Here is a 26201-nt window from a genome sequence, read left to right on the forward strand (position 1 = left end):
CCGGCTTAGTTTTGCCCTTCTGCCCGTAGTTTGCGCCACAGGGTGGTGCGGCTGATGCCGAGATAGTCGGCGGCGGCATCGCGCCGGCCGCCGAAGCGGGCCAGCACGGCGCTGACACTTTCGCGGGCAGCGTGTGGCACTGGCATAGGTGCTAGTGCGGGGGCTGGACCGCTGGCTAGTGCCGGCGTGCCGTGGTGGCTTGCATAGCTCAGTTCCGGTGCGACGCTCACGGCGAAGGCGGGCGTCAGTGCCTGCAACGGTTCGGCGGCGAGGAATAGGGCTAGCCGTTCCGTCAGGTTGCGCAGTTCGCGCACATTGCCCGGCCATTCGTAGGCTTGCAGTAGCGGTGCGCAGGCGCGCATCTCGGCATGCAGGTTGGGATGGGGGCGGGCGCCTAGCGATGCCAGCGCATTCTTCAGTGACCACTCGGCCAGTGGTGCGATATCGTCCGGCCGCTCGCGCAGCGGCGGCAAGGTCAGACGCAGCACGGCCAGCCGGTAGAACAGGTCGGCACGGAAGCGGCCTTCGCGCACGCGCTGTTCGAGGTCGCAGTGGGTGGCGCTGATGATGCGTACGTTGATGGGAATGGGGCGGGTGCCGCCTACCCGTACCACTTCGCGCTCTTCCAGCACACGCAGCAAACGGGTCTGTAGCGTTAGCGGCATCTCGCCGATCTCGTCGAGGAATAGAGTGCCACGGTTGGCCGCTTCGAACAGACCGGCGTGGCCACCCCGTCGCGCGCCTGTGAACGCGCCTTCTTCGTGGCCGAACAGTTCCGATTCCAGCAGCGATTCGGCGATAGCGCCGCAGTTGACCGCCACGAACGGCCGGTTCTGGCCCAGCGTGCGCGGGCTTTCGCGGTGGATGGCCTGTGCTACCAGTTCTTTGCCGCAGCCCGTCTCGCCCTGTATCAGCACGGTGGCGGCCGATTTCGCATACAGCACGACGGACTGGCGTATGCCTTCCATCGCCAGCGATTCGCCGCGCAGGTCATTGATGCCGTGCTTGGCGCGCAGCGTGTCTTTCTCGACCGTGCCACGGCTGCGGTGGCGGTTCGACTCCAGTTGGGTCAGGCGTGCTATTTCCAGCGCATTATCGAAGGCATCGCGGATCGAGGTGGCCGAATACACGAATACGCCCGTCAGTCCCGCTTCTTCTGCCAGATCAGTAATCAGGCCGGCGCCGACGATGGCTTTGATGCCGGCTGCTTTCAGGTCATTGATCTGAGCGCGCGCATCCTCCTCCGTAGCGTAAGTGCGCTGTTCCACATCGACGCCGAAGGTGCTGGCAAATTCGGCCAACTCGGGGAGCTTTTCCTGATAGGTGATGATGCCGATGCGGTTCGATACGCGGCGCGCCCGCGCCAGCGCCTGCATCACATCGAAGCCGCTGAAGCGGGCAATCACCACGGGAACGGACAAACGTCCCTTCAGGTAGGCGGCGTTCGAGCCTGCCGCAATCACGGCATCGCAGCGTTCCGTCGCCATGCGTTCGCGGATATGCCGCGCCGCTTCGTCGAACCCCAGCTTGATCGGCTCGATGGTGGCAAGGTCGTCGTATTCCAGCGTGATGTCCCGGAACAAATCGGACAGGCGCGAAACGGATACCGTCCAGATCACGGGTTTGTCGTTGGCATCGAAGGGCAGGGGAGTGGAGTGGCGCATAGTTTCATTCTAGAACAGGTGATGCAATGTTTCAATGTGAAACGCGTGTGAAACATATTTGAAACCCTCATGAACCTCGGTGAAACGTTGCAGTTTGCTAAGTGTTTGATTTGTATAGGCTGGCTGCATGGCACGCTGCTTGCACTAAGGTCAGCACTTAACGCAACATTGAAAGGTCACAACATGAGTCAATATTCCGCAGGCGCCGCTTTCCGTAAAGCTGTACAGGAAGAATCCCCTCTGCAAGTCGTTGGTGCGATCAACGCCAACCACGCCTTGCTGGCTAAACGTGCCGGCTTCAAAGCCATCTACCTGTCCGGTGGCGGTGTGGCGGCTGGCTCGCTGGGTCTGCCGGATCTGGGCATCTCCAGCCTCGACGACGTGCTGACCGATGTGCGCCGCATTACCGACGTGTGCGACCTGCCGCTGCTGGTCGACGTGGATACCGGCTTCGGCGCTTCCGCCTTCAACGTAGCACGTACCGTCAAATCGATGATTAAAGCTGGCGCCGCCGCTATGCACATCGAAGATCAGGTCGGCGCCAAGCGCTGTGGCCACCGTCCCGGCAAAGAGATCGTGACCAAGCAGGAAATGGTCGACCGCGTGGCCGCCGCCGTGGATGCGCGTACCGATGAAAACTTCGTCATCATGGCCCGTACCGACGCACTGGCTGTCGAAGGTCTGGATGCTGCCATCGAGCGCGCCGTGGCCTGCGTGGAAGCCGGTGCCGACATGATCTTCCCAGAGGCCATGATCGATCTGGCCATGTACAAGAAATTTGCCGCCGCCGTGAAAGTGCCGGTGCTGGCCAACATCACAGAATTCGGCGCGACCCCGCTGTTCACCGTGGATGAACTGCGCGGCGCCGACGTTGGTCTGGTGCTGTACCCGCTGTCGGCCTTCCGCGCCATGAACAAGGCGGCCGAAAACGTCTACACCGCCATCCGTCGCGACGGCACCCAGCAGAACGTGGTCGACACCATGCAGACCCGCGCTGAACTGTACGAACGCATCAACTACCACAGCTTCGAGCAAAAGCTCGATGCCCTGTTCGCCGCCCAGAAAAAGTAAGAGGAGAATCCAACATGACCGAAGCTACCTTCAAACCAAAAAAATCCGTTGCCCTGTCGGGCGTTGCAGCCGGTAACACGGCACTGTGCTCCGTCGGTAAGAGCGGCAATGACCTGCACTACCGCGGCTACGACATTCTGGACGTTGCCAACACCTGCGAATTCGAAGAAATCGCTCACCTGCTGGTACACGGCAAACTGCCGACCGAAGCAGAACTGAAAGCCTACAAAGGCAAACTGAAATCGCTGCGCGGTCTGCCAGCCAATCTGAAAGCTGCGCTGGAAGCACTGCCAGCTTCGGCGCACCCGATGGATGTGATGCGTACGGGCGTGTCCGTACTGGGCTGCACGCTGCCGGAGAAAGATGACCACAACACCCCGGGCGCACGCGATATCGCTGACCGCCTGATGGCATCGTTCGGCTCCATGCTGCTGTACTGGTACCACTACAGCACCAACGGCAAACGCATCGACGTGGAAACCGACGACGATTCGATCGGCGGCCACTTCCTGCACCTGCTGCACGGCGAGAAGCCACAGGCATCGTGGGTACGCGCCATGCACACCTCGCTGATCCTGTACGCAGAACACGAATTCAATGCATCGACCTTCACCAGTCGCGTCATCGCCGGTACGGGTTCCGATATGTACTCGTCGATTACCGGCGCGATCGGCGCGCTGCGCGGCCCTAAACACGGCGGCGCCAACGAAGTCGCGTTTGAAATCCAGAAGCGCTACGAAAATCCGGACGAAGCCGAAGCGGATATCCGCAACCGCGTGGCCAACAAGGAAGTGGTGATCGGTTTCGGTCACCCTGTGTACACCATCTCCGACCCGCGTAACGTGGTGATCAAGGACGTGGCACGCCAGCTGTCGGAAGAAGCTGGTTCGACCAAAATGTACGACATCGCCGAACGTCTGGAAAGCGTGATGTGGGAAGTCAAAAAGATGTTCCCGAATCTGGACTGGTTCTCGGCTGTGTCCTACCACATGATGGGCGTGCCGACTGCCATGTTTACGCCGCTGTTCGTGATCTCGCGTACTTCCGGCTGGGCTGCACACATCATCGAGCAGCGCATCGACAACAAGATCATCCGTCCTAGCGCCAACTACGTTGGCCCTGAAGACCTGCAATTCGTGCCTATCAAGGACCGCAAATAATGAATACCCAATTCCGTAAAAGCCTGCCGGGTACCAAGCTCGATTACTTCGATGCGCGCGCCGCCGTCGATGCCATCGCGCCCGGTGCCTACGACAAGCTGCCGTACACCTCGCGCGTACTGGCAGAAAATCTGGTACGCCGCTGCGATCCTGCCACGCTGAACGCTTCGCTGTCGCAGCTGATCGAACGCAAGCGCGACCTGGACTTCCCATGGTTCCCTGCGCGCGTGGTGTGCCACGACATTCTGGGCCAGACCGCGCTGGTCGATCTGGCTGGTCTGCGTGATGCGATTGCCGAGCAGGGTGGCAATCCTGCGCTGGTCAATCCTGTGGTGCCGACCCAGCTGGTAGTAGACCATTCGCTGGCCGTGGAGTGCGGCGGTTTCGATCCGGATGCTTTCAACAAGAACCGCGCCATCGAAGACCGTCGTAACGAAGACCGCTTCGACTTCATCAACTGGACCAAGAAAGCCTTCCAGAATGTCGACGTGATCCCGCCCGGTAACGGCATCCTGCACCAGATCAATCTGGAACGTATGTCGCCGGTGATTCAGGTGACCGACAACGTGGCTTACCCTGATACGCTGGTCGGTACCGACTCGCACACCCCTATGGTCGATGCGCTGGGCGTGATCGCTATCGGTGTGGGTGGTCTGGAAGCGGAAACCGTGATGCTGGGCCGCGCGTCGTGGATGCGTCTGCCGGACATCATCGGTGTGGAACTGAGCGGCAAGCCGCAAGCAGGCATTACCGCGACCGACATCGTGCTGGCGCTGACCGAATTCCTGCGCAAAGAAAAAGTGGTTTCTGCCTATCTGGAGTTCTTCGGTGCTGGCGCTACGGCGCTGACGCTGGGCGACCGCGCCACCATCGCCAACATGGCACCGGAATTCGGTGCAACCGCCGCGATGTTCTCGATCGACGAACAGACCATCAAGTATCTGAAACTGACGGGCCGCGACGACGAGCTGGTAGCGCTGGTCGAACAGTACGCCAAGCATACCGGCCTGTGGTCGGATGCGCTCAAGAACGCCGAGTACGAGCGCGTACTGAAGTTCGATCTGTCTACCGTGGTGCGTAACATCGCTGGTCCATCGAATCCGCACAAGCGCGTGCCGACCTCGGAACTGGCAGCACGCGGCATTTCCGGTGTGGTGGAAAATGAACCGGGCAAGATGCCGGATGGCGCTGTAATCATCGCGGCGATCACTAGCTGCACCAATACCAACAACCCGCGCAACATGATTGCTGCCGGTCTGCTGGCACGCAATGCCAACAAGGCTGGTCTGCTGCGCAAGCCATGGGTGAAATCCTCGCTGGCGCCCGGCTCCAAAGCCGTGACGCTGTATCTGGAAGAAGCAGGCCTGATGCCTGAACTGGAAAAACTGGGCTTCGGCGTTGTCGCCTATGCCTGCACCTCGTGCAACGGCATGTCCGGTGCGCTCGATCCCGTGATCCAGCAGGAAGTAGTGGAGCGCGATCTGTACGCTACCGCTGTGCTGTCCGGTAACCGTAACTTCGACGGCCGTATTCACCCTTACGCCAAGCAGGCTTTCCTCGCTTCGCCGCCGCTGGTGGTGGCTTACGCGATTGCCGGCACTATCCGCTTCGATATCGAAAAAGATGTACTGGGTACCGACGCAAGCGGCAAGCCGCTGACGCTGAAAGACCTGTGGCCTAGCGACGAAGAAATCGACGCCGTGGTAGCTGCTTCGGTCAAGCCCGAGCAGTTCCGCAAAGTGTATATCCCGATGTTCGACCGCAGCAATGCGGTGGCCGAAAAAGCCGAGCCGCTGTACGACTGGCGTGCACAATCGACCTACATCCGCCGTCCGCCATATTGGGAAGGTGCGCTGGCAGGCGAGCGCACGCTGAAGGGCATGCGTCCGCTGGCTGTGCTGGGCGATAACATCACCACCGACCACCTGTCGCCATCGAACGCCATCATGATGGACAGTGCTGCCGGTGAATACCTGCACAAAATGGGTCTGCCGGAAGAGGACTTCAATTCCTACGCTACCCACCGTGGCGACCACCTGACGGCGCAGCGTGCCACCTTCGCCAATCCGACGCTGAAAAACGAGATGGTGCGCAATGCTGACGGCAGCATCAAGGCCGGTTCGCTGGCCCGCGTGGAGCCGGAAGGTCAGGTTACCCGTATGTGGGAAGCCATCGAAACCTATATGGAGCGCAAGCAGCCGCTGATCGTGGTGGCCGGTGCCGACTATGGTCAGGGTTCCTCGCGTGACTGGGCTGCCAAAGGCGTGCGTCTGGCGGGTGTGGAAGCGATTGTGGCCGAAGGCTTCGAGCGTATCCACCGCACCAATCTGGTCGGCATGGGCGTGCTGCCACTGGAGTTCAAGCCGGGCGTGAACCGTCTGACGCTGGCGCTGGATGGCACCGAGACTTACGACGTAGTGGGCGAGCGTGCACCGCGTGCCACGCTGACGCTGGTGATCCACCGTAAGAACGGCGAAACCCTGCAAGTGCCGGTCACCTGCCGTCTCGATTCGTCGGAAGACGTGTCGATCTACGAAGCGGGTGGCGTGCTGCAGCGCTTTGCGCAGGACTTCCTCGCATCGTCCAAGGCGGCTTGATCATGGCGCATCTTCCACAGATCAAAGTCCCTGCGACCTACATCCGCGGCGGCACCAGCAAAGGCGTATTTTTCCGCCTGCAGGATCTGCCGCCTGCGGCACAGCAGCCGGGCGCCGCACGCGACGCCTTGCTGCTGCGCGTGATCGGTAGCCCCGACCCGTACGGCAAGCAGATCGACGGCATGGGCGGCGCTACTTCCAGCACCAGCAAGACCGTCATCCTCGCCAAAAGCAGCAAGGCCGATCACGACGTCGATTACCTGTTCGGTCAGGTTTCCATCGACAAGGCTTTCGTTGACTGGAGCGGCAACTGCGGCAACCTGTCGGCGGCCGTGGGTGCTTTCGCCATCAGCGGCGGTCTGGTCGATGCCGCCCGCGTGCCGCGCGATGGCGTGGCCGTGGTGCGCATCTGGCAGGCCAACATTAGCAAGACCATCATCGCTCACGTGCCGATGACCAATGGCGAAGTACAGGAAACGGGCGACTTCGAACTCGATGGCGTGACCTTCCCTGCGGCCGAAGTCCAGCTGGAATTCATGGACCCTGCGGCTGAGGAGGAGGGCGCTGGTGGCTCGATGTTCCCGACCGGTCAGCTGGTGGATGATCTGGAAGTGCCCGGGGTGGGCACGTTCAAGGCCACCATGATCAATGCCGGCATTCCCACCATCTTCGTGAACGCCGACGCAATCGGCTACACGGGTACGGAACTGCAGGATGCCATCAATGGCGACGCCAAGGCACTGGCCATGTTCGAAACCATCCGTGCCTACGGCGCTGTGCGCATGGGCCTGATTTCGGATGTAAGCGAAGCGGCCAAACGCCAGCACACGCCCAAGATCGCATTTGTGGCACCACCCAAGGATTACGTATCGTCCAGCGGCAAGGCCGTAGCAGCAAACGACATCGATCTGCTGGTGCGGGCGCTGTCCATGGGCAAACTGCACCACGCCATGATGGGCACGGCCGCTGTTGCTATCGGCACGGCAGCTGCCATTCCCGGCACGCTGGTCAATCTCGCAGCGGGCGGCAAGGCGCTACCTGCCGTGCGCTTTGGCCACCCGTCCGGCACCTTGCGCGTCGGCGCGGAAGCCCAGCTCAAGGATGGTGAATGGAGCGTGACCAAGGCGGTCATGAGCCGCAGCGCCCGCGTACTGATGGAAGGATGGGTGCGCGTACCCGGTGATACGTTCTAAATAGCTGCAATCTGATACGGAGTATGGAGGAGACATGAATTACGCTGATTTCTATCAGCGCTCTATCGCCGCGCCCGAACAATTCTGGCAAGACGAATCTGCGCTGATCCACTGGAACACGCCATGCACGCAAGTGCTCGATCATTCCAACCCGCCGTTTGCCAAGTGGTTCGTGGGCGGCACCACCAATCTGTGCTATAACGCGGTGGACCGCTGGGCCGCCAAGCAGGGCGACAAGGCGGCACTGATCGCCATTTCGACCGAGACGAATACGGAACGCAGCTATTCGTTCACTGAGCTGCAGCGCGAAGTCGAGCGTTGCGCCGCTATCATGCAGTCGCTCGGCGTAGGCCGTGGTGACCGTGTGCTGATCTACATGCCGATGATAGCCGAAGCGGCATTTGCGATGCTGGCCTGCGCCCGCATCGGCGCAATCCACTCGGTGGTGTTCGGCGGCTTTGCGGCCAACTCGCTGGCCAGCCGTATCGACGATGCCAAGCCGGTGCTGATCGTGTCTGCCGATGGTGGTTCGCGCAACGGCAAAGCCATTCCTTACAAACACCTGCTGGACGAAGCCATCAACCTGTCTTCGGCCAAGCCGGCCAAGGTGCTGCTGGTGGACCGCAAGCTGGCACCGATGGAACTGGTAGCTGGCCGTGATGTGGACTACGCTGAACTGCGCGCTGCCCACATGGATGCGCAAGTGCCGGTCACGTGGCTGGAATCGAACGAGCCTTCCTACATCCTGTACACATCGGGCACCACCGGCAAGCCGAAAGGCGTGCAGCGCGACGTGGGCGGCTATGCCGTGGCACTGGCTTCGTCGATGAAGTACAACTTCTGTGGCAACGCGGGTGAAACCTTCTTCGCTACCTCGGACATCGGCTGGGTAGTGGGCCACTCCTACATCGTGTATGGCCCGCTGATCGCCGGCATGGCCACTATCATGTATGAAGGTATGCCGATCGTGCCTGATCCCGGCATCTGGTGGAGCATCGTCGAGAAGTACAAGGTGACCCGTATGTTCTCGGCGCCGACGGCGATCCGCGTGCTGCGCAAGCAGCCGCCCGAATATATGCGCAAGTACAATCTGACGTCGCTGCGCGCACTGTATCTGGCGGGCGAGCCGCTCGATGAAACCACTTCGCAGTGGATTTACGACGAACTGCATGTGCCCATCATCGACAACTACTGGCAGACGGAAACGGGCTGGCCGATTCTGTCCATCGCCAAGGGCATCGAAGATCTGCCGACCCGTCTGGGCAGCCCCGGTGTGCCGATGTACGGCTACAAGGTCAAACTGCTCAATGAGTCGACCGGCGAGGAATGCGGCGCCAACGAAAAAGGCGTGGTGGTCATCGAAGGGCCGCTTCCACCGGGCTGCATGCAGACCGTGTATGGCGACGACCAGCGCTTTGTCGATACCTACTGGTCTACCTTCATCGACAAGCAGGTGTATTCGACTTTCGACTGGGGCTTGCGCGACGCGGACGGCTATTACTTCATTCTGGGCCGTACCGATGACGTGATTAACGTGGCCGGCCACCGTCTGGGTACGCGCGAAATCGAGGAGTCGATTACCAGCCACCCGAATGTGTCGGAAGTGGCCGTGGTCGGCGTCGAGGACAAGCTGAAAGGGCAGGTGGCGGTAGCGTTCGTGATCGCCAAGAACGCGGCCGAAGTGAGCAGCGACGAGCAGCGTGCGGCGCAGGAGAAAGAAATCTTCGCCGTGGTCGATCGTCAGCTGGGTGCGGTGGCACGGCCAGCACGGGTATTCTTCGTGCCGCAGCTGCCGAAAACCCGTTCCGGCAAGCTGCTGCGCCGTTCGATCCAGGCCATTTGCGAGGGGCGCAGCCCGGGCGACCTGACCGCCATCGAAGATCCTGCATCTTTACAACAGATCCAGAACGCAGTGCAAAACGGCCTCAAAAAATAACAGCCGTAAGGGGCTGGTAAGCCAGCCCCTTTAATCTTGCCTCAAGCTCGAATAAAAAAAGAGTACCTGTACCTAAAATAGGAGACATAAAATGCAAGATCATCTCGTTCAGAAAATAAAAAGTGATCCCAACTATCACAAGTTGGTCAAGGCCCGTTCGGGCTACGGCTGGTGGCTGACGCTGGCTATGCTGGTGGTCTACTACGGCTACATCCTGCTGATCGCTTTCAATAAAGAGTTCATGGCGACCAAACTCGGTGCCGGCGTGATGACCTGGGGGATTCCTCTCGGTCTGTTCGTCATCCTGTTTACGGTCCTGATCACCGGCATCTACGTACGTCGCGCTAACAGCGAATTCGACGAACTGACCGAAGCCATCAAAGCAAAGGTGAAAGCATGAACGCACGTAAGTTTCTCTCTCTGATGGCAGCCGTCGGGCTGCTCGGTGCCTCCGGTGCAGCGCTGGCTGCCGGTGGCGATCTGGGTCAGGCCGCCAAACAGGCGACCAACTGGACCGCAATCATCATGTTCGGCGTGTTCGTCGTGTTCACCCTGTTCGTGACCAAATGGGCCGCTGCCAAAACCAAATCGGCCGCTGACTTCTACACCGCAGGTGGCGGTATCACCGGTTTCCAGAACGGTCTGGCCATCGCCGGCGACTATATGTCGGCCGCTTCCTTCCTGGGTATTTCCGCTTCCGTGTTCCTGAACGGTTACGACGGTCTGATCTACGCGATCGGCTTCCTGGTGGGCTGGCCTATCATCACCTTCCTGATGGCAGAGCGTCTGCGTAATCTGGGTCGCTTCACCTTTGCTGACGTCGCGGCTTACCGCTTCAAGCAGACCCCGATTCGCGTGTTCTCCGCTTCCGGTACGCTGGTGGTGGTAGCCTTCTACCTGATCGCCCAGATGGTGGGTGCAGGTCAGCTGATCAAACTGCTGTTCGGTCTGGACTACTGGATCGCTGTGGTGCTGGTTGGTACCCTGATGATGATCTACGTGCTGTTCGGTGGTATGACGGCAACCACCTGGGTGCAGATCATCAAAGCAGTGATGCTGCTGGGTGGCGCGTCCTTCATGGCTTTCGTGGTGATGGCACAATTCGGCTTCAGCCCTGAAGCGCTGTTCTCGAAAGCTGTGGAAGTGCACAGCAAAAAAGAAGCCATCATGGGCCCAGGTACCTTCATCAAGGACCCGATCTCGGCAATCTCGTTCGGTATGGCACTGATGTTCGGTACCGCCGGTCTGCCACACATCCTGATGCGCTTCTTCACCGTACCTAGCGCCAAAGAAGCACGTAAATCCGTGTTCTGGGCCACCACCTGGATCGGTTACTTCTACATCCTGACCTTCATCATCGGCTTCGGCGCAATCGTGCTGGTCAGCACCAACCCTGAATTCAAGGATGGCGCTGGCAAACTGCTGGGCGGTAACAACATGGCCGCTATCCACCTGGCCAAAGCTGTGGGCGGCGACGTGTTCCTCGGCTTCATCTCGGCGGTGGCATTCGCTACCATTCTGGCCGTGGTAGCCGGTCTGACCCTGTCGGGTGCTTCGGCGGTGTCGCACGACCTGTACGCTACCGTGATCAAAAAAGGTAAAGCTTCCGGCGCTAGCGAACTGAAAGTGTCGCGTATCACCACCATCGCACTGGGTATCGTTGCTGTGGCACTGGGTATCGCCTTCGAGAAGCAGAACATCGCCTTCATGGTGTCGCTGGCCTTCGCCATTGCTGCTTCGGCTAACTTCCCTGTGCTGTTCATGTCGGTGCTGTGGAAAGACTGCACCACCCGTGGCGCCACCATCGGCGGCTTCATGGGTCTGATCACTGCAGTGGGCCTGACCATTCTGTCGAAATCGGTGTGGGTGGACGTGCTGGGCAATGCCAAGGAAATCTTCCCGTACGCATCGCCAGCCATCTTCTCGATGACGGTAGGCTTCGTTGGTATCTGGCTGTTCTCGATTACCGACAAGAGCCAGCGCGCTGCAGAAGACCGTGCAGGTTACGAAGCGCAGGAAATGCGTTCGGAAACCGGTATCGGCGCCGACGCTGCCAGCGGTCACTAAGAGACCTTGGCCTGACAGGCCACGCGATGGGCTAGCTTTCAATGCGAAACTTAGCTACATCAAGTGGCCTGATTAGCCGAAAATAAATAGTGCTTGAAACGCAATGCCCGGTTCGCCGGGCATTGTCGTTTTTAGGAGGACTCCTCGGCTGGCGCGTTGGCGTAGTCCTAGTTTGTGGTTTATCATCTGCCAACTATGCTGCCAAGTGGTCACTGGCGAGGTGGCATCGCCGATTAGATGCCACAGGTGTACATGACTCACGCTGCAAGTAATTCCGAATTTATCGCCGAGGCCCTAGCGCTGGTTGGCGTTCCCGCCTGCGCTTACGACGTGGATGGCGTGCTGCTTGCGGCCAATCCCGAACTGGTTGCGCTGCTGGGCATCGATCCGGCCGGACGACAGGCGTCCGACCTGTTTGCGCGCCATGTGCGTGCCACCAGCGTCAGCGCCATGCAGGCATCCGTACAGGGCAATCTGCGCTGGGATAGCTGCCTGACGTGTGCCGACGGGCGCTATCTGTCCGTGCAGGCCAGCAGCAAGCCACTGCCTGCGACCACCGGCGTGCGCGGCGCCACCATCGTCTTCCACGACATTACCGATCTCGAACGCGATCAGCGTGCCTTGCGCAAGACCCTGCTTGAGCAGCAGGCCATCCTTGAGAATGCCGCCGTCGGCATTCTGTTCACCAAGGATGCCACGGTACAGGAGTGCAATATCCGCTGCGCCGAGATGCTGGGCTACAGCCGGCATGAACTGGAAGGTGGCTCGACCAATCAGGTATTTCCGTCCGAAGCGGCGTTTGTCGAACTGGGGCGCGCGGCCGGGCCGCTGCTGTCGCAAGGCTTGTCGTTCAAGCGCGAAGCGCAGTTACGCCGCAAGGATGGCACGCTGTTCTGGGCCCGCCTGTATGGCCGCGCCGTCGATCCTAGCCATACGGACGATGGCACCATCTGGATCGTGGAAGACATCAACGAACACCGGATCGACGAGGAAAAGCTGCGCCGCGCACTGCTGGAAATGCAGGCGATTATGGACAATGCGCCGCTGGCCATCGTGTTCCAGCGCGATCACCGCATTCTGCGCTACAACGACCGCTTCGCCGAGTTCTTCGGCTTCAGTGTCGATAGCGGGGTGGGGCGCCTGACGTCCACCCTGTATCCGTCCAGCGAGACTTTCGATACCGTCATGGCGCAGGCCATGCCGCTGCTGGCTAGTGGCAAGCCCTATCAGGCCGAAATGGAAATGCGCCGGCAGGATGGTTCCACTTTCTGGGCCCACGCTTTCGGTTACGTGATCAATCCGGGTCGCTCGCAGCAGGACACCATCTGGATCTTCGATGACCGCAGTGCCCAGCGTCAGCATGAAGAAGCTACCCGTCAGCTGCTGCTGGAGCAGAAGGCAATTCTGGATAATGCCTCGATCGGCATCCTGTTCAGCAAATCGCACACGGTGGTGAGCTGCAACCCGCGTATGGCGCAGATGTTTGGCTACGACGTTAGCGAGATGATAGGCCAGCCTTCTTCCGCCGTGTTCCCGTCCTACGAGCTGTATCGGGCGTTCCGGCGCGAAGCCGCGCCGTTGCTGGGCAAAGGGCTACCGTTCGAACTGGCCGAATACGAATTCAAGCGCAAGGATGGCAGTCTGTTCTGGTGCCGTGTGCGCGCCAAAGCCGTCGATGCCAGCCACCATGAAGGCGGCACCATCTGGATTCTGGAAGACGTGACGGTATCGCGGCAGATGCAGATGGAAGTCGAAGCCATCATGACCAATGCTTCGATGAGTATCCTGTTCACCAAGAACCGCGTGGTCACGCGTTACAACCGCGGCTTTGCCGAGATGTTCCGTTACGAGGGCGATGCTGCCTTAGGCCTGCCCGGCATGGCGCTGTACCCGTCGCGTGCGGCCTATGAAGCGCTGGGGGCTAAAGCCTATCCCTTCCTGTCGGTGGGCAAACCGTTCCAGACCGAGATCGAGATGCGTCGCGCCGACGACTCGCTGATGTGGGCGCAGCTGATCGGCTATGTGGTCAATCCGGAAGACCCGACTCAGGGCACTATCTGGGTGATCGAAGACCGCACCGAACATAAGCGTGCGGAAGAATCCCTGCGCAATGCGCTGCTGGAAAATCAGGCGATACTCGATAGTGCGGTGATGGGGATCTCCATGATCGAACAGGGCCGCAACCTGCGCTGCAACGCCAAGATGGAAGAACTGTTCGGCTATGCGCCGGGCGAAATGCAGGCGCTCAGCGTGCAGTCGTTCTACCCCGATCTGGCAGCGTGGGAACAGGCCCGTGCCGCCACGGCGCGTGATTTTCAGGCAGGGCGTGTGCATGCGGCCGAATACCGGCTGGTGCGGCGCGACGGCTCGCTGTTCTGGGGCCGCCTATCGGGCCGGCCATTCGATCTGTCGCAGCCACAGGGGCGCTCGGTCTGGCTGGTGGATGATGTGACGGAACGCCACGAGGCGGCCGATGCCGTGCGGCGCGCGCGTGATGAGCTGGAACTGCGGGTGCAGGAGCGTACGGCCGAACTGGCCGGTGCCAACACCCAGTTGCAGGCCGAGATCGTCGAGCGCCGTCAGGCCGAAGCGCGTGTGCACCACATGGCTTACCACGACAGCCTGACGGGCTTGCCGAACCGTGCCCTGCTGGCCGACAGGCTGGACCGTGCCATGCTGGCGGCGCAGCGTTCGGAGCGCCTGCTGGCCGTGATGTTCATCGATCTGGATCGCTTCAAGACCATCAACGATACACTGGGCCACCTGACGGGCGACCAGTTACTCAAGGACGTGGCCAGCCGGCTGTGCCGCGCGGTGCGCGCCAGCGATACGGTGGCCCGTCTGGGCGGCGACGAATTCGTCGTGCTGGTGCCGGGCATACGCTCGTCCGAGGAAGCCAGCAACGTAGCGCAGAAGATTATCGAAGCGCTGTCCGAAGCGTTCCCGCTGGAAGGGCGCAATCTGCATATCACGCCGTCGATCGGGATTTCCGTGTTCCCGGATGATGGCGGCGATGTCGAGACCTTGATGCGCCACGCCGACGCGGCCATGTATCACGCCAAGGCCAGCGGCCGCAACAACTATCAGTACTTCAAAGAGGCGATGAACCAGACGGCGGCGCGCCACTTCGAGCTGGAATCGAGCTTGCGTGGTGCGCTGGCGCTGGATGAATTCGAGCTGCACTACCAGCCCATCATGGACATCGGCACGCGCCGCCTGCACAGCATGGAAGTGCTGCTGCGCTGGCGCCACAAGGGCGAGCTGATACAGCCCGACCACTTCATTCCCATCTTGGAAGAAAACGGCCAGATCGTCACCGTGGGCGAGTGGGTGTTGCGGCAAGCCTGTGTCCAGAGCATGGCATGGCGTGCGGCCGGCATGCTGCCGGTGCCGCTGGCGGTGAATCTGTCGCCGCGCCAGTTCATGCACCGCGGCCTGATGGATACTATCCGCAGCATACTGGCCGATACCGGCATGGACCCGCACATGATCGAATTCGAGATTACGGAAACGGCGCTGATGCAGCACGGCGAACAGACGCTGGATGTGCTGGGGCAGATCGATAAGCTGGGTATCCGCCTGTCGATCGACGACTTCGGCACCGGCTACTCGAGTCTGGCCTACCTCAAGCGCTTCCCCGTGAAGAAGCTGAAGATCGACCGCGCCTTCGTCAAGGATCTGGAAGCCAGCGCGGAAGACCGTGCGATTGTGGAAGCCATCATCGCGCTCTCCGACAGCCTGCAGCTATCGGTGGTGGCGGAAGGGGTGGAAACGGAAGGGCAGTATGCGCTGTTGCAGCGTAGTGGTTGCCAGTATGCGCAGGGCTATCTGTTCTCGCAGCCGGTGCCGCATGCCACGGCCCAGCTGCTGCTACCGCGCGCCTGAGCGCAGCAGTAGCAAGATTGGCCGCAGCGCGTTCAGTCCAGCGTGGCGACCACGGGAGCGTGGTCGGACGGCTGTTCCCATTTGCGCGGCACACGGTCGATGATGCAGGCGCTGCAGCGCTGCACCAGCGCTGGCGAAAGCAGAATGTGGTCAATACGCAGCCCTTTGTTGAGGCGGAAGCCCAGCGCGCGGTAATCCCACCAGCTGAACGATTTGTCGGCCTGCTCGAACAGGCGATAGGCATCGGCCAGACCGATGTCGAGCAGGCGCTGTAGCGCTGCGCGTTCCGGTACCGACACCAGTACCTGACCTTCCCATGCGGCCGGATCGTGCACATCGCGGTCTTCCGGCGCGATGTTGTAATCGCCCACCACTGCCAGTTGCGGGTGCTGCGCCGCTTCAGCCTTGATCCAGTCGTGGAAGGCGGCCAGCCAGCCCAGTTTGTACTGGTATTTGTCGGAATCGATACTCTGGCCGTTCGGCACATAGGCGCATACGACGCGCACGCCATCGATGGTGGCAGCAATGATGCGCTGCTGGGCATCTTCATACAAGGGGTTGTTCTTGACCACATCGGCAATCGGCAATTTCGACAGAATGGCGACGCCGTTATAGGTTTTCTGGCCGCTGAATACCACGTGATAGCCGGCCGCTTCGATGGCAGCCTGTGGAAACTTATCATCCGTCATCTTCGTTTCCTGTATGCACAGGACGTCGATAGGGTTTTCTTCCAGCCATTTCAGGACATGGGGCAGGCGAACGTTAAGAGAGTTGACGTTCCAGGTGGCTAATCGCATCGTGGTGTTCTCGGATGGTTGAATTTGTGCCGCGCATCTTACCGCATCTGCCGCAAGCTGGCTGTTGTTGTAAAGATAATCAGTTTTCTAAAAAAACATCGAAAACCACTTTGTGCGCGGCGAGGGCGAGGCTAAAATGCAGCAATTCGCTAAAAAATGAAAAATAATTTCTGAAAATGTCTCGCCGTTGTCAAAAATGAACGGAAAAGGCGGGCGTAGTAAGTAAAAAAGAAATATACTATTGTAAATTCATAAGAGAACTTAATTTTCTCTGTGGCAATAAAGAAATATCAAGTATCTGATAGATTTCTATGTTGTAAAAGAATAATAAATGGTACTATATGGAAATTACTTGTGGTTTTAATAGTGAATTGCGCGTGGCGCGTTTACAAAGGATGAAAAATGCGAGCTGCATTTGAAGCATGGGCACAGAAAGACGGTCACATCGTCCGACGGCGCGAAGATAAACCTGATGAATACCTGGTCTTTGAAACCCAGCGCCGCTGGGTGATCTGGCAGGCTGCTCTGGCTCACGGCAAAGCGCCCGGTGGCCGTAAGACGGCTGCCCAGAAAGAAGCCGAAGCGCAGGAAAAAGCCAAGCAGGCGGTGCAACGCGCACCAGTCGTTGCACAGGCCGATGCTGCGGTGCGTAATCAGGTGCTTAACGAAGTTCTGGATGCGTTCTCCTCGCTCGGCGGTGCCGGCGGTCTGGACGATATTCTGAAAGTGGTGCAGAGCCTGAAACAGAAGCAGGATGTCGCGACCGAGCAAACGGTCAAAACGGCAGAACGCGTGCATCACAACGCTTGATGGCGCAACGCTACAGGCATTACAAAGGTGGCCTCTACGAACTGGTGTGTGAGGCCACCCAGGAAGCTGATCTCCGTCCAGTCATCGTGTATCGCGCCGCGAACGGCACAGTCTGGACCCGTCCCAAAGATGTATTCTTCGAGCTTGTCGAGGTCGATGGCGTGAAAGTACCACGCTTTACGCCGCTTGATTGAGCCTTTGCTTTTCCCCCTCGCTGCTACACTGGTGTGACCGAAGATAATCCAGGTCTACCATGTTCTCTCGCTTATTCCCTGCTACTGTCGGCATTGTCGCTTTGCTGACACTGAGTGGTTGCGCCACGCTGTCGGAAAATACCGAACAGTCGGTACTGGTGCAGACGGTACTTGATCATCGCCAGATCGCCGGTGTTGGCTGCGTGCTGTCGAACGATGTGGGCAAATGGTTTGTGACGACGCCGGCCCGCATCAGCCTGCGCAAGAGTGCCAGCCCGCTGCGCATCGATTGCAAGCAGGAGGGCACCGGCTGGGCCTACGAGAAAGTCGATTCCAAAGTCAACAGCAGCCTGTGGGGCAATCTGGTGCTGACGGCGGGGGTGGGCTATTTCGTCGACAAGAATACGGGGGCCGGCTACGAATATCCGGCCGTGCTGACGGTGCTGATGCGGCCCGCCGCGCCACGCGATGTCGCGCCCGCGCCGGCGCCCGGTGTGACGCTGTACTGAGACGCAGCACAGCGCAGCAAAAAAAAGGCCCGCGATGCGGGCCTTATGCTTGGTTGATACGGATCAGGTGCGATTGATCAGGAAGTTGGTCAGCAGTGGTACTGGACGGCCGGTAGCACCCTTGGCGCCACCCGATTTCCAGGCCGTACCGGCGATATCCAGATGGGCCCAGGTGTACTTGCGGGTGAAGTTTTCCAGGAAGGCCGCGGCGGTGCAGGAGGCGCCGCCCGGGGTGCCGATGTTGGCCAGATCAGCGAAGTTGGACTTCAGCTGTTCGTTGTACTCTTCACCGATAGGCAGACGCCATGCCGTGTCGCTGGCAGCCTGGCCGGCGGCCAGCAGTTCCTCGGCCAGCTTGTTGTGGGCGGCGTCGTCACGGGTGAACAGGCCGCTCTTATGGTGGCCCAGCGCGATGATGCAGGCGCCCGTCAGGGTGGCGATATCGACCACGGCGGCAGGGTTGAAGCGCTCCGAGTAGGTCAGTGCATCGCACAGTACCAGACGGCCTTCGGCATCGGTGTTCAGGATTTCGATGGTCAGACCGTTCATCGAGGTGACGATGTCGCCCGGCTTGGTGGCGCGGCCCGATGGCATGTTTTCGCACGCGGCGATCACGCCGATCACGTTCAGCTTCAGGTTCATTTCGCCGATGGCGCGGAAGGTGCCCAGTACCGACGCGGCACCGCCCATGTCGAACTTCATCTCGTCCATGCCGGGACCGGCTTTGAGCGAAATACCGCCCGTATCGAAGGTAATGCCTTTGCCGACCAGTACCACTGGTGCGTCTTTGGCCTTGCCGCCCATGTGTTTCAGGATGATGAATTTAGGTGGCTGCTCGCTACCATTGGTCACCGACAGGAAGCTGTTCATTTTCAGGGCTTCCAGCTGTTTGCGGTCCAGTACTTCGACTTCGAACTTGTAGTCTTTGCCCAGTTTTTTGGCAGTGTTGGCCAGATAGGTCGGGGTGCAGACGTTGGCCGACAGGTTGGCCAGTTCCTTGGTCAGGTCCATGCCGTTGGCAATCGCGATCGCCTGTGCCAGGGCCAGCTTGGTGGCAGCGGTATTGGCCACGGCCAGAGCGATTTTCTTCACGCCGGCTGGAGCAGGGTCTTTCTTGCTCTTCTGGCCATCGGTGCGGAACACGCCTTCGTGGGCAGCCTGCACTACGCAGCGGATTGCCCAGTTCACGTCACGCTCTTTCACTTCCGTCATCGGCAGTGCGATAATAGCGTCGCTTGTGCCCAGGGTGGCGAATACCTTGAGTGCTGCGGCAACGCCGCTGGCAAAGCTCTTTTCGCTGATGCTGTCCTCGCTGCCCAGACCGACCAGCAGCACGCGTTCGGCGCTGGCGCCTTTTACGCCGCGCAGCAGCAGGGTGGTGCCGGCTTTGCCGGAGATGTCGCCAGACTTCAGTGCGGCGCTGATTTCGCCCGCAGCATCGAGTGCCTTGGCCGCTTGCGACAGCTTCTTGTTATCGAAGACTGCAACGGCCACAACGCCGGCTTTGGCCGTAGCGATGGTGTTTTTTGTGTCGAATGCTTTTATGCTAAAGTCCATTTGATTCTCCGTGTCGTGTACGAATTGCCAGCCCGTTATGCAGGCTGTTATTTAAACTGTGGCTCTGCTCTGTGATGAGCACTAGCCCTTAACTACCGAATTATAAACTTCGAATGATCTTTCAACGCGCCTTACGTCGTGAAATGGCCAGTGCCGCCGGGGCCACCTTCACGGTGCTGTTCAGTGTCAGCGTCACCTGGACCCTGATCGGCGTCCTTGGTAAGGCTGCCGGCGGCAAGGTCGCATCGAGCGACGTGATCGCGCTGATCGCCTTCGCCGCCTTGAATTATCTGCCAACTATCGTCATCCTCACCAGCTTTATTTCGGTGCTGATGGTGGTCACCCGTACCTACCGCGATTCGGAAATGGTGGTGTGGTTCGCCTCCGGCCTGAGTCTGACGCGCTGGATCAAGCCGGTGCTGAGCTTCGGCCTGCCGCTGGTGCTGCTGACGGCAGGCCTGAGTTTTATCGCTACGCCGTGGGCCCAGCTGAAAAGTTCGGAATACGTCGACCGCTTCGAAAAGCGCGAAGATCTGCAAAAGGTCTCGCCCGGCCAGTTCAAGGAATCGGCTTCCGCCAACCGGATTTTCTTCGTCGAAGGCGTGGCTGGTGAAAAGGCCGTGGTACAGAATGTGTTCGTCAACACGGTCGATGAACATGGTACGGCGGTGGTGGTGGCGCGCGAAGGCGTGATCAATACCGGTCCCAAAGGCGAGCGCTATCTGGTGCTGAAGAACGGCCGGCGCTATCAGGGCACGCCGGGCCAGTCCGACTTCCAGACCATGGAATTCGAGAGCTACAGCATGCGCGTGACGCCGCGCAGTCAGGATCTGGATGCCGAACGCAATATCAATGCGGTACCGACCATGGAGCTGCTGGCGGATAATTCCAACTTCGCACGCGCCGAACTGTTGTGGCGTATCGCCTCGCCTGCAACCTGTCTGATTCTGATCCTGCTGGCCATCCCGCTGGGCTTCGTCAATCCCCGTGCCGGCAGCTCGGCCAATCTGATCATCGCGCTCTTGATCTTCTTCAGCTATAGCAATCTGGTCAAACTGGTCGAGGCCAGTGTTAAGCAGGGCAAGGCCAGCTTTGTCATGTCGTGGTGGCCGCTGCATCTGGTGGCGCTGCTGCTGGTCGTGGCCCTGTTCGCATGGCGACTAAATCTGAATCACCGTTATCACCCGCTGGCGTTGCTGTCGGCTCTGAAGCGCAACCGCGCTGCTGACAGGAAGGCCGAACTCAAATGAAAATCCTGCAACGCTATTTTGCCTACTCTATTCTGCAGGCGGTTGCCTTTGTGCTGGTAGCCTTCCTGGCTCTGCAGGCCTTTATGGATCTGACGGGCGAACTGCCATCCGTCGGCAAGAACGGTTATGCCATCCAGTACGCCTTCCTGTATGTGCTGGTGCAGTTGCCGGGCCATGTGTACGAAGTGATGCCGCTGGCAGCGCTGATCGGCACCATCTATACCATGGCGCAGTTTGCGGCCACATCGGAATTCACCATCATGCGGGCGTCCAGTATGTCGACCGGCATGGTGGCGTGGATGCTGGCAAAAGTGGGGCTGGTTCTGGTGCTGATTACTTTTATTTTCGGTGAAGTGATTACCCCGCGTACAGCGCCTATCGCCGACAAGATCAAACTGTCTGCGCGCGGTGCGGCGATTTCTTCGGAATTCCGGTCCGGCCTGTGGACCAAGGATATCGTCAAGTCGGAAGGCATGAGCGGTACGGTAATCGGTTCGCGCTTTTTCAATGTGAAGAAGGTGCAGCCGGACGGCACGCTGGTGGGCGTGAAGCTGTACGAATTCGATAATGATCTGCGTCTGCGCTCGATTACCCTGGCGGCGACGGCTTCGTTCAAAGGGAATAACCTGTGGCAGATGACGGACGTGACGGAAAACCTGTTCACCAATCCGGGCCTGTTGAAACCGGGCAGTGTGGCGACGCTGGAGAATAACTTCGCGCAGGACACCAGTATGATCAGCACCACCAAGCTGGCCACCAAGGATCTGCTGTCCGAAGTGACGCCGCGTATCCTTGCGGTGGCGGGCTCAGATCCGGACCGCATGTCGGCTTCCGAGCTGGCAGCCTATACGCGCCACCTGCAGGAAAACAAGCAGGAGACGGAGCGCTTCAAGATCGCTTTCTGGAAGAAGCTATTCGATCCGCTGGCCATCTTCGTGCTGATGGCACTGGCGCTGCCGTTCGGTTATCTGCATACCCGTGCCGGCGGCGTGAGTCTGAAGATTTTCATCGGCATCATGATCGGGGTGAGCTTCCTGCTGGTGAACACGCTGTTCTCCCATCTGGGTCTGCTCAGTACGTGGCCGGCCGTGATTACGGCGATTGCGCCTAGCATACTGTTCCTGCTACTGGCGCTGTGGGCGCTGTGGTGGGTGGAACGACATTAAGGATGGAGCTGGGTATGAGCAAGGCACTGATATTGTTTGCGCACGGCGCGCGCTCTGCGGCGTGGGCGGTACCTTTTGAAAAGCTGCGGGATCTGACGCAGGCTCGCCTGCCAGAAGTGCAGGTGCGGCTGGGCTTCCTCGAACTGATGTCGCCCCGGTTGCCGGAAGTGGTGGCGGAACTGGCCGCCAGCGGCGTCACGCAGGTGACTGTGGTGCCCGTGTTTCTGGGGCAGGGCGGGCATGTGATGCGCGACCTGCCGCTGATGGTGGATGAACTGCGCAGCAGCTATCCGCAAGTGGCCATCAATGTGGTGGAGGCCGCGGGCGAGAATGCGGCCGTGCTCAATGCGCTGTCCGATTACTGCGTGGCGTCGCTGCCGCTCTGAGTTGCTGTCGGCTTAGTTGCGGCCTATTTGCGTGGCACCAGTTTGATTTCGTACAGCTTGGGCCACAGCTTACCGGTGACGAACAGGCGTTTTTTCTCCGCATCGTAGGCGATGCCATTCAGGACGTTCTCGCCATTCAGGCCTTTGCCGGCTGCGGGATACAGTTTGGCCAGATCGATCCAGCCGATGATCTTGCCCGTGGCCGGATCGATACGGGCGATGGTGCTGGTGTGCCAGATGTTTGCAAAGATCTCGTCGCCCACCACTTCCAGTTCATTCAGCTGATCGACGGCGATGCCGTCTGCCGTGACTTTCACGCGGCGTACTTCAAGGAAGGTCTTAGGGTCGAGGAAGCGCAGCGTCGCCGTGCCATCGCTCATGATCAGTTCTTTGCCGTTCTGGGTCAGGCCCCAGCCTTCGCCCGGATAGACGAACTGGCTGCGCATTTCGAAAGTCGCCAGATCGAAGACAAAGCCCGTCTGGGTCTGCCACGTCAGGCCGACCAGTGTATTGCCCCATACCGTCAAGCCTTCGCCGAAATACTGTGGCGGGATATCCTTGCTCTGCAGGATGGCGCCAGTTTCCAGATTCACTTTGCGAATCGATGATTTGCCGTTCAGGCCAGTGCTCTCGTACAGAAAACCATCGCGGTACAGCAAGCCTTCGGTGAACGCCTGCGGATCGTGCGGGTAGCTGCGCACGACTTTGAAATCATAAGTGGGAATGGCGGCATCGGCGCCCAGCGGCAGCAGGGCCGTGGCGCACAGGGCAAACGAGTAACGGGCAGTGATGTACGACTTGCGCAGAAAATCCATTGTGACCTCGGTTGGTAGCAATGGATATTCTATTACGGATCAGGCGCGGCGTTGCTGAGGTTTTGCTGCGGTGACCAAGGCGCTGGCGCTGTCGGCGTCATACTGGCGCGCGCGCATCTGCATGGCGTCGCCCAGCATCACCAGCACGGGACCGTGAGCCGCGCCCAGACCCTGTGCCAGCGCGGCGATGGTGAGGCGGCGGATGTGCTGGTCGGGACGGCTGCAATTCTCGATTACGACCACCGGCGTGTCGGGGTGACGGCCTTGTGCCAGCAGGCGTTCTGCCGTGGCGATGGCTTCGCGTCCGCCCATGTACTGCACCAGCGTGTCAGTGTCGGGTATGGCATCGTGCTCGCTATGCTCGGGCGCGGTGGAGGAGGTGAAGAAGGCCACGCTGCGTGCTACACCACGCTTGGTCAGCGGCTGTTTGGTGGCAGCGGCGGCAGCCAGCGCGGTAGTAATGCCGGGCACCACTTCCACTTCGATGCCCGCTTCTTCCAGCGCGCGCAGTTCTTCATCGGCGCGGCCGAACATCATCGGGTCGCCACCTTTGAGACGCACTACCAGCGGGAACTTCCTGGCGTTGTCGATCATCTGCTTGTTGATGAACTGCTGCGCCGTGGAGAGCTGGCCGCAGCGCTTGCCGACCAGGATTTTCTCCGCTTGCGGGCACAGCTCCAGCATTTCGTCTGTCACCAGAGCGTCGTGCAGCACCACGTCCGCTTGCGCCAGCAGGCGCGCGCCGCGTAATGTGATCAGATCCTGCGCGCCGGGACCGGCGCCGATCAGATAGACTTTTCCCAATGCTGACATGCTGTGCTCCTAGTTTGCTACGTTTGCTGCACTTGTAACTTAGTCGGCCAGACGGATCATGCCCGCTGCCACGGTCTGGTGGGTGACTTCATCGATCAGGATGAAGGCGCCGGTAGCACGGATATCGGCGTAGGCGTCGGCTGCCAGCGGCTGCTGCACAGTCAGGCCGATACGGGCGATATCGTTGAGCTTCAGGCCTTCTGCGCTGTGACGCTGCTGGGTGTTGATGTCCAGCAGAGATTCGATGGCGGTGATCTTGGCCGACGTCTGTTTGGTGCCGTGCTTGATCCAGTATTTGCGGCGCAGATCGAGCGCTTCATCCGACATCCAGCATACGTCCGCTTTGAGCTGCTTGAGCAGGGTGGCTGGCTGTTCGGCGCCGGCCAGCATGTCGCCGCGCGAGATGTCGAGGTATTCGTTCAGCAGCAGGGTGATGGACTGACCCACCACTGCCGACTGGTGCGAGCCTTCCAGCGTGAGGATGTCCTTCACTGTCGCGCTCTGGCCCGAAGGCTGTACCACCAGCTTGTCGCCCACCGAGACTTTACCCGCTTCGATACGGCCCATGTAGCCGCGGAAGTCGTTGGCTTCGTGGCCGTTGTGGCGTGCCACCAGCTGCACCGGGAAGCGGAATGGCGCAGCGTGCGATTCGTCGTACACCGACAGCGATTCGAGCAGCTCGATCAGCGTCGGACCCTGATACCAGTCCAGCTTTTCGCTCTTGTCCACCACGTTGTCGCCGGTCAGGGCGGACAGCGGAATCGGCGTGATGTCTTTCAGGCCCAGCGTAGCAGCGAATTCGCCATAGGCTTTGACGATGCGGTCGTAGATGCTCTGGTCGTAGTTCACCAGATCCATCTTGTTGACGGCTACGATCACGTGCTCGATCTGCAGCAGGTGGGCGATGGTCGAGTGGCGTTTGGTCTGGATCAGCAGATCCACACCGCCATCTTCGCGCAGCTTCACTTTCGATACGTCGATCAGAATGATCACGGCATCGGCAGTGGAAGCACCAGTCACCATATTGCGGGTGTACTGCTCGTGGCCCGGCGTATCGGCGATGATGAATTTGCGCTTAGGGGTAGCGAAGTAGCGGTAGGCCACGTCGATGGTAATGCCCTGTTCGCGTTCGGCTTCCAGACCATCCGTCAGCAGCGACAGGTCGACCGTGTCGCCTACCGTGCGCTTGTGCTTGGAGCGCGACATGGCATCCAGCTGGTCGGCGAAAATCCCCTTGCTGTCGAACAGCAGGCGGCCGATCAGGGTGGATTTGCCGTCATCGACGGAACCGGCGGTAATGAAGCGCAGCAGGCCTTTTTCGGTCTGGTCTGCGGCTTGGGTTTCTATGCGTGCGTTCATCAGAAGTATCCTGCTTTTTTACGTTTTTCCATCGAGGCTTCGGAGGTCTGGTCGTCCATACGGGTGGCGCCACGTTCGGTAATCTGGGTCACGGCCGTTTCGGCGATGATCTGCTCCACCGTGGCGGCATCGGACGATACCGGGCAGGTGCAGGAGATGTCGCCCACGGTACGGAAGCGTACCACCTGCGTTTCCACCGTTTCGCCTTCGCGTGGCGGGGTCAGATCGGTCAGCGGCACCAGCAGGCCGTTACGCGGAATCACCTGACGTTCGTGCGCGAAGTAGATCGGTGGCAGTTCCAGTTTTTCGCGGGCGATGTACTGCCACACATCGAGTTCGGTCCAGTTCGAGATCGGGAACACGCGCATGTTCTCGCCCGGATGGACGCGGGTGTTATACAGATCCCACAGTTCCGGACGTTGCGATTTCGGATCCCACTGGCCGAATTCGTCGCGGAACGAGAAGATGCGTTCTTTGGCGCGGGCTTTTTCTTCGTCGCGGCGCGCGCCGCCGATGCAGGCGTCGAAGCCGTGTTCGGCGATGGTTTCCAGCAGCGTCACGGCTTGCGCAGCATTGCGCGAATCCGTTTGCGGATTACGCAGACGTACCGTGCCTTTTTTGATCGAGTCTTCCACCGAACCCACGATCAGGCGTTCGCCCAGTTCGGCCACGCGCTTGTCGCGGAAGGTGATCACTTCAGGGAAGTTGTGGCCGGTATCGACGTGCACCAGCGGGAACGGGAATTTACCGGGGCGGAAAGCCTTTTCCGCCAGACGCAGCAGCACTACCGAGTCTTTACCGCCCGAGAACAGCAGGGCAGGGTTGCTGCATTCGGCCGCGACTTCGCGCAGGATGTGGATCGCTTCCGATTCCAGAGCATCGAGGTGGCGCGAATTGACGTGCGCGGCGTGGTTTTCAACGAGAGCGTTCATGACGATTGCCTATTCTTGTGTGTACTGGGTTTTCTGTGGC

Annotated in this window: 21 protein-coding genes; 14 read left to right on the forward strand and 7 right to left on the reverse strand. The window is 59.8% G+C overall.

The window, feature by feature from the left end; genetic code table 11:
* Positions 1-5: 5 nt before the first annotated feature.
* Positions 6-1664 carry a propionate catabolism operon regulatory protein PrpR gene (gene prpR, locus ABNT42_RS20320; protein WP_348700056.1) on the reverse strand — a complete coding sequence of 553 codons (1659 nt, stop codon included), beginning with the start codon at positions 1662-1664 and terminating at the stop codon, positions 6-8.
* A gap of 183 nt (positions 1665-1847) precedes the next feature.
* On the opposite strand from prpR, the gene prpB reads away from it, so the two are divergent.
* The 8 genes from prpB to ABNT42_RS20360 all read left to right on the forward strand — a co-directional run bounded on the left by prpB (position 1848) and on the right by ABNT42_RS20360 (position 15573).
* Positions 1848-2735 carry a methylisocitrate lyase gene (gene prpB, locus ABNT42_RS20325; RefSeq protein ID WP_348700058.1) on the forward strand — a complete coding sequence of 296 codons (888 nt, stop codon included), beginning with the start codon at positions 1848-1850 and terminating at the stop codon, positions 2733-2735.
* A 14-nt stretch (positions 2736-2749) separates the two neighbouring features.
* A complete protein-coding gene (gene prpC / locus ABNT42_RS20330) occupies positions 2750-3895 on the forward strand; it encodes a 2-methylcitrate synthase (protein ID WP_348700060.1) in 1146 nt (381 codons plus the stop codon).
* Positions 3895-6492 (forward strand): Fe/S-dependent 2-methylisocitrate dehydratase AcnD, encoded by a 2598-nt coding sequence (acnD, locus tag ABNT42_RS20335; protein WP_348700062.1) that lies wholly within the window; start codon positions 3895-3897, stop codon positions 6490-6492. The genes prpC and acnD overlap by 1 nt, the downstream gene beginning before the upstream one ends.
* 2 nt (positions 6493-6494) lie before the next feature.
* Positions 6495-7685 (forward strand): 2-methylaconitate cis-trans isomerase PrpF, encoded by a 1191-nt coding sequence (prpF, locus tag ABNT42_RS20340; protein ID WP_348700064.1) that lies wholly within the window; start codon positions 6495-6497, stop codon positions 7683-7685.
* Between the two features lie 34 nt (positions 7686-7719).
* The gene (locus tag ABNT42_RS20345) at positions 7720-9621 is read left to right on the forward strand and encodes a propionate--CoA ligase (protein WP_348700066.1); all 1902 of its coding nucleotides are present in this window, start codon (positions 7720-7722) and stop codon (positions 9619-9621) included.
* A gap of 91 nt (positions 9622-9712) precedes the next feature.
* A complete protein-coding gene (locus ABNT42_RS20350; RefSeq protein ID WP_348700068.1) occupies positions 9713-10021 on the forward strand; it encodes a DUF485 domain-containing protein in 309 nt (102 codons plus the stop codon).
* Positions 10018-11688, forward strand: a complete 1671-nt coding sequence (locus tag ABNT42_RS20355; RefSeq protein WP_348700070.1) for a cation acetate symporter — start codon at positions 10018-10020, stop codon at positions 11686-11688. The genes ABNT42_RS20350 and ABNT42_RS20355 overlap by 4 nt, the downstream gene beginning before the upstream one ends.
* Before the next feature lie 252 nt (positions 11689-11940).
* Positions 11941-15573 carry an EAL domain-containing protein gene (locus tag ABNT42_RS20360; protein WP_348700072.1) on the forward strand — a complete coding sequence of 1211 codons (3633 nt, stop codon included), beginning with the start codon at positions 11941-11943 and terminating at the stop codon, positions 15571-15573.
* A 32-nt stretch (positions 15574-15605) separates the two neighbouring features.
* Here the strand turns inward: ABNT42_RS20360 and xth are convergent, their stop codons facing one another.
* Positions 15606-16370 (reverse strand): exodeoxyribonuclease III, encoded by a 765-nt coding sequence (xth, locus tag ABNT42_RS20365; RefSeq protein ID WP_348700074.1) that lies wholly within the window; start codon positions 16368-16370, stop codon positions 15606-15608.
* Positions 16371-16772: 402 nt separating this feature from the next.
* Between xth and ABNT42_RS20370 the strand changes: the two genes are divergently transcribed.
* The 3 genes from ABNT42_RS20370 to ABNT42_RS20380 are packed head-to-tail and all read left to right on the forward strand — an operon-like array spanning position 16773 to position 17883.
* Positions 16773-17180: a hypothetical protein gene (locus tag ABNT42_RS20370; protein ID WP_348700076.1), complete on the forward strand. Its 408-nt coding sequence runs from the start codon at positions 16773-16775 to the stop codon at positions 17178-17180.
* The gene (locus tag ABNT42_RS20375) at positions 17180-17374 is read left to right on the forward strand and encodes a DUF1653 domain-containing protein (protein WP_155434769.1); all 195 of its coding nucleotides are present in this window, start codon (positions 17180-17182) and stop codon (positions 17372-17374) included. The genes ABNT42_RS20370 and ABNT42_RS20375 overlap by 1 nt, the downstream gene beginning before the upstream one ends.
* Positions 17375-17433: 59 nt before the next feature.
* Positions 17434-17883 (forward strand): hypothetical protein, encoded by a 450-nt coding sequence (locus ABNT42_RS20380; RefSeq protein ID WP_348700078.1) that lies wholly within the window; start codon positions 17434-17436, stop codon positions 17881-17883.
* A 63-nt stretch (positions 17884-17946) separates the two neighbouring features.
* Here ABNT42_RS20380 and ABNT42_RS20385 read toward each other — a convergent pair whose 3' ends face one another.
* A complete protein-coding gene (locus ABNT42_RS20385) occupies positions 17947-19440 on the reverse strand; it encodes a leucyl aminopeptidase (RefSeq protein ID WP_348700080.1) in 1494 nt (497 codons plus the stop codon).
* A 113-nt stretch (positions 19441-19553) separates the two neighbouring features.
* Here ABNT42_RS20385 and lptF point away from each other — a divergent pair, with 113 nt between their 5' ends.
* From lptF to ABNT42_RS20400, 3 genes are read left to right on the forward strand one after another with little or no spacing between them, the layout of a single operon-like run.
* Positions 19554-20690: an LPS export ABC transporter permease LptF gene (gene lptF, locus ABNT42_RS20390; protein ID WP_348700081.1), complete on the forward strand. Its 1137-nt coding sequence runs from the start codon at positions 19554-19556 to the stop codon at positions 20688-20690.
* Positions 20687-21856, forward strand: a complete 1170-nt coding sequence (lptG, locus tag ABNT42_RS20395) for an LPS export ABC transporter permease LptG (protein ID WP_348700083.1) — start codon at positions 20687-20689, stop codon at positions 21854-21856. Before lptF ends, lptG begins: the two co-directional genes overlap by 4 nt.
* Positions 21857-21870: 14 nt before the next feature.
* A complete protein-coding gene (locus tag ABNT42_RS20400) occupies positions 21871-22242 on the forward strand; it encodes a CbiX/SirB N-terminal domain-containing protein (RefSeq protein ID WP_348700085.1) in 372 nt (123 codons plus the stop codon).
* A 23-nt stretch (positions 22243-22265) separates the two neighbouring features.
* On the opposite strand, the gene ABNT42_RS20405 is transcribed toward ABNT42_RS20400, so the two are convergent.
* The 4 genes from ABNT42_RS20405 to cysD are packed head-to-tail and all read right to left on the reverse strand — an operon-like array spanning position 22266 to position 26161.
* On the reverse strand, positions 22266-23057 hold the full coding sequence (locus ABNT42_RS20405) for a glutaminyl-peptide cyclotransferase (protein ID WP_348700087.1): 792 nt from the start codon (positions 23055-23057) through the stop codon (positions 22266-22268).
* A 39-nt stretch (positions 23058-23096) separates the two neighbouring features.
* Positions 23097-23870: a uroporphyrinogen-III C-methyltransferase gene (gene cobA / locus ABNT42_RS20410; RefSeq protein ID WP_348700089.1), complete on the reverse strand. Its 774-nt coding sequence runs from the start codon at positions 23868-23870 to the stop codon at positions 23097-23099.
* 39 nt (positions 23871-23909) lie between these two features.
* A complete protein-coding gene (locus tag ABNT42_RS20415) occupies positions 23910-25229 on the reverse strand; it encodes a GTP-binding protein (RefSeq protein ID WP_161036779.1) in 1320 nt (439 codons plus the stop codon).
* Entirely contained in the window at positions 25229-26161 is a 933-nt protein-coding gene (gene cysD / locus ABNT42_RS20420; RefSeq protein WP_155434777.1) for a sulfate adenylyltransferase subunit CysD, read from the reverse strand. Before cysD ends, ABNT42_RS20415 begins: the two co-directional genes overlap by 1 nt.
* Positions 26162-26201: the final 40 nt, after the last annotated feature.

It is taken from the genome of Duganella fentianensis (assembly GCF_964031615.1).
GTDB classification, from domain to species: Bacteria; Pseudomonadota; Gammaproteobacteria; order Burkholderiales; family Burkholderiaceae_D; genus Rugamonas; species Rugamonas fentianensis_A.

What these genes read in the sequence shown, in the direction of transcription:
- prpR (WP_348700056.1), bottom strand. Translation starts at nt 1,664, where the DNA reads ATGCGCCACTCCACTCCCCTGCCCTTCGATGCCAACGACAAACCCGTG.
- ABNT42_RS20360 (WP_348700072.1), top strand. Translation starts at nt 11,941, where the DNA reads ATGACTCACGCTGCAAGTAATTCCGAATTTATCGCCGAGGCCCTAGCG.
- prpC (WP_348700060.1), top strand. Translation starts at nt 2,750, where the DNA reads ATGACCGAAGCTACCTTCAAACCAAAAAAATCCGTTGCCCTGTCGGGC.
- ABNT42_RS20400 (WP_348700085.1), top strand. Translation starts at nt 21,871, where the DNA reads ATGAGCAAGGCACTGATATTGTTTGCGCACGGCGCGCGCTCTGCGGCG.
- cobA (WP_348700089.1), bottom strand. Translation starts at nt 23,870, where the DNA reads ATGTCAGCATTGGGAAAAGTCTATCTGATCGGCGCCGGTCCCGGCGCG.
- ABNT42_RS20375 (WP_155434769.1), top strand. Translation starts at nt 17,180, where the DNA reads ATGGCGCAACGCTACAGGCATTACAAAGGTGGCCTCTACGAACTGGTG.
- ABNT42_RS20350 (WP_348700068.1), top strand. Translation starts at nt 9,713, where the DNA reads ATGCAAGATCATCTCGTTCAGAAAATAAAAAGTGATCCCAACTATCAC.
- lptF (WP_348700081.1), top strand. Translation starts at nt 19,554, where the DNA reads ATGATCTTTCAACGCGCCTTACGTCGTGAAATGGCCAGTGCCGCCGGG.
- ABNT42_RS20405 (WP_348700087.1), bottom strand. Translation starts at nt 23,057, where the DNA reads ATGGATTTTCTGCGCAAGTCGTACATCACTGCCCGTTACTCGTTTGCC.
- lptG (WP_348700083.1), top strand. Translation starts at nt 20,687, where the DNA reads ATGAAAATCCTGCAACGCTATTTTGCCTACTCTATTCTGCAGGCGGTT.
- ABNT42_RS20345 (WP_348700066.1), top strand. Translation starts at nt 7,720, where the DNA reads ATGAATTACGCTGATTTCTATCAGCGCTCTATCGCCGCGCCCGAACAA.
- xth (WP_348700074.1), bottom strand. Translation starts at nt 16,370, where the DNA reads ATGCGATTAGCCACCTGGAACGTCAACTCTCTTAACGTTCGCCTGCCC.
- ABNT42_RS20385 (WP_348700080.1), bottom strand. Translation starts at nt 19,440, where the DNA reads ATGGACTTTAGCATAAAAGCATTCGACACAAAAAACACCATCGCTACG.
- prpB (WP_348700058.1), top strand. Translation starts at nt 1,848, where the DNA reads ATGAGTCAATATTCCGCAGGCGCCGCTTTCCGTAAAGCTGTACAGGAA.
- cysD (WP_155434777.1), bottom strand. Translation starts at nt 26,161, where the DNA reads ATGAACGCTCTCGTTGAAAACCACGCCGCGCACGTCAATTCGCGCCAC.
- acnD (WP_348700062.1), top strand. Translation starts at nt 3,895, where the DNA reads ATGAATACCCAATTCCGTAAAAGCCTGCCGGGTACCAAGCTCGATTAC.
- prpF (WP_348700064.1), top strand. Translation starts at nt 6,495, where the DNA reads ATGGCGCATCTTCCACAGATCAAAGTCCCTGCGACCTACATCCGCGGC.
- ABNT42_RS20370 (WP_348700076.1), top strand. Translation starts at nt 16,773, where the DNA reads ATGCGAGCTGCATTTGAAGCATGGGCACAGAAAGACGGTCACATCGTC.
- ABNT42_RS20415 (WP_161036779.1), bottom strand. Translation starts at nt 25,229, where the DNA reads ATGAACGCACGCATAGAAACCCAAGCCGCAGACCAGACCGAAAAAGGC.
- ABNT42_RS20380 (WP_348700078.1), top strand. Translation starts at nt 17,434, where the DNA reads ATGTTCTCTCGCTTATTCCCTGCTACTGTCGGCATTGTCGCTTTGCTG.
- ABNT42_RS20355 (WP_348700070.1), top strand. Translation starts at nt 10,018, where the DNA reads ATGAACGCACGTAAGTTTCTCTCTCTGATGGCAGCCGTCGGGCTGCTC.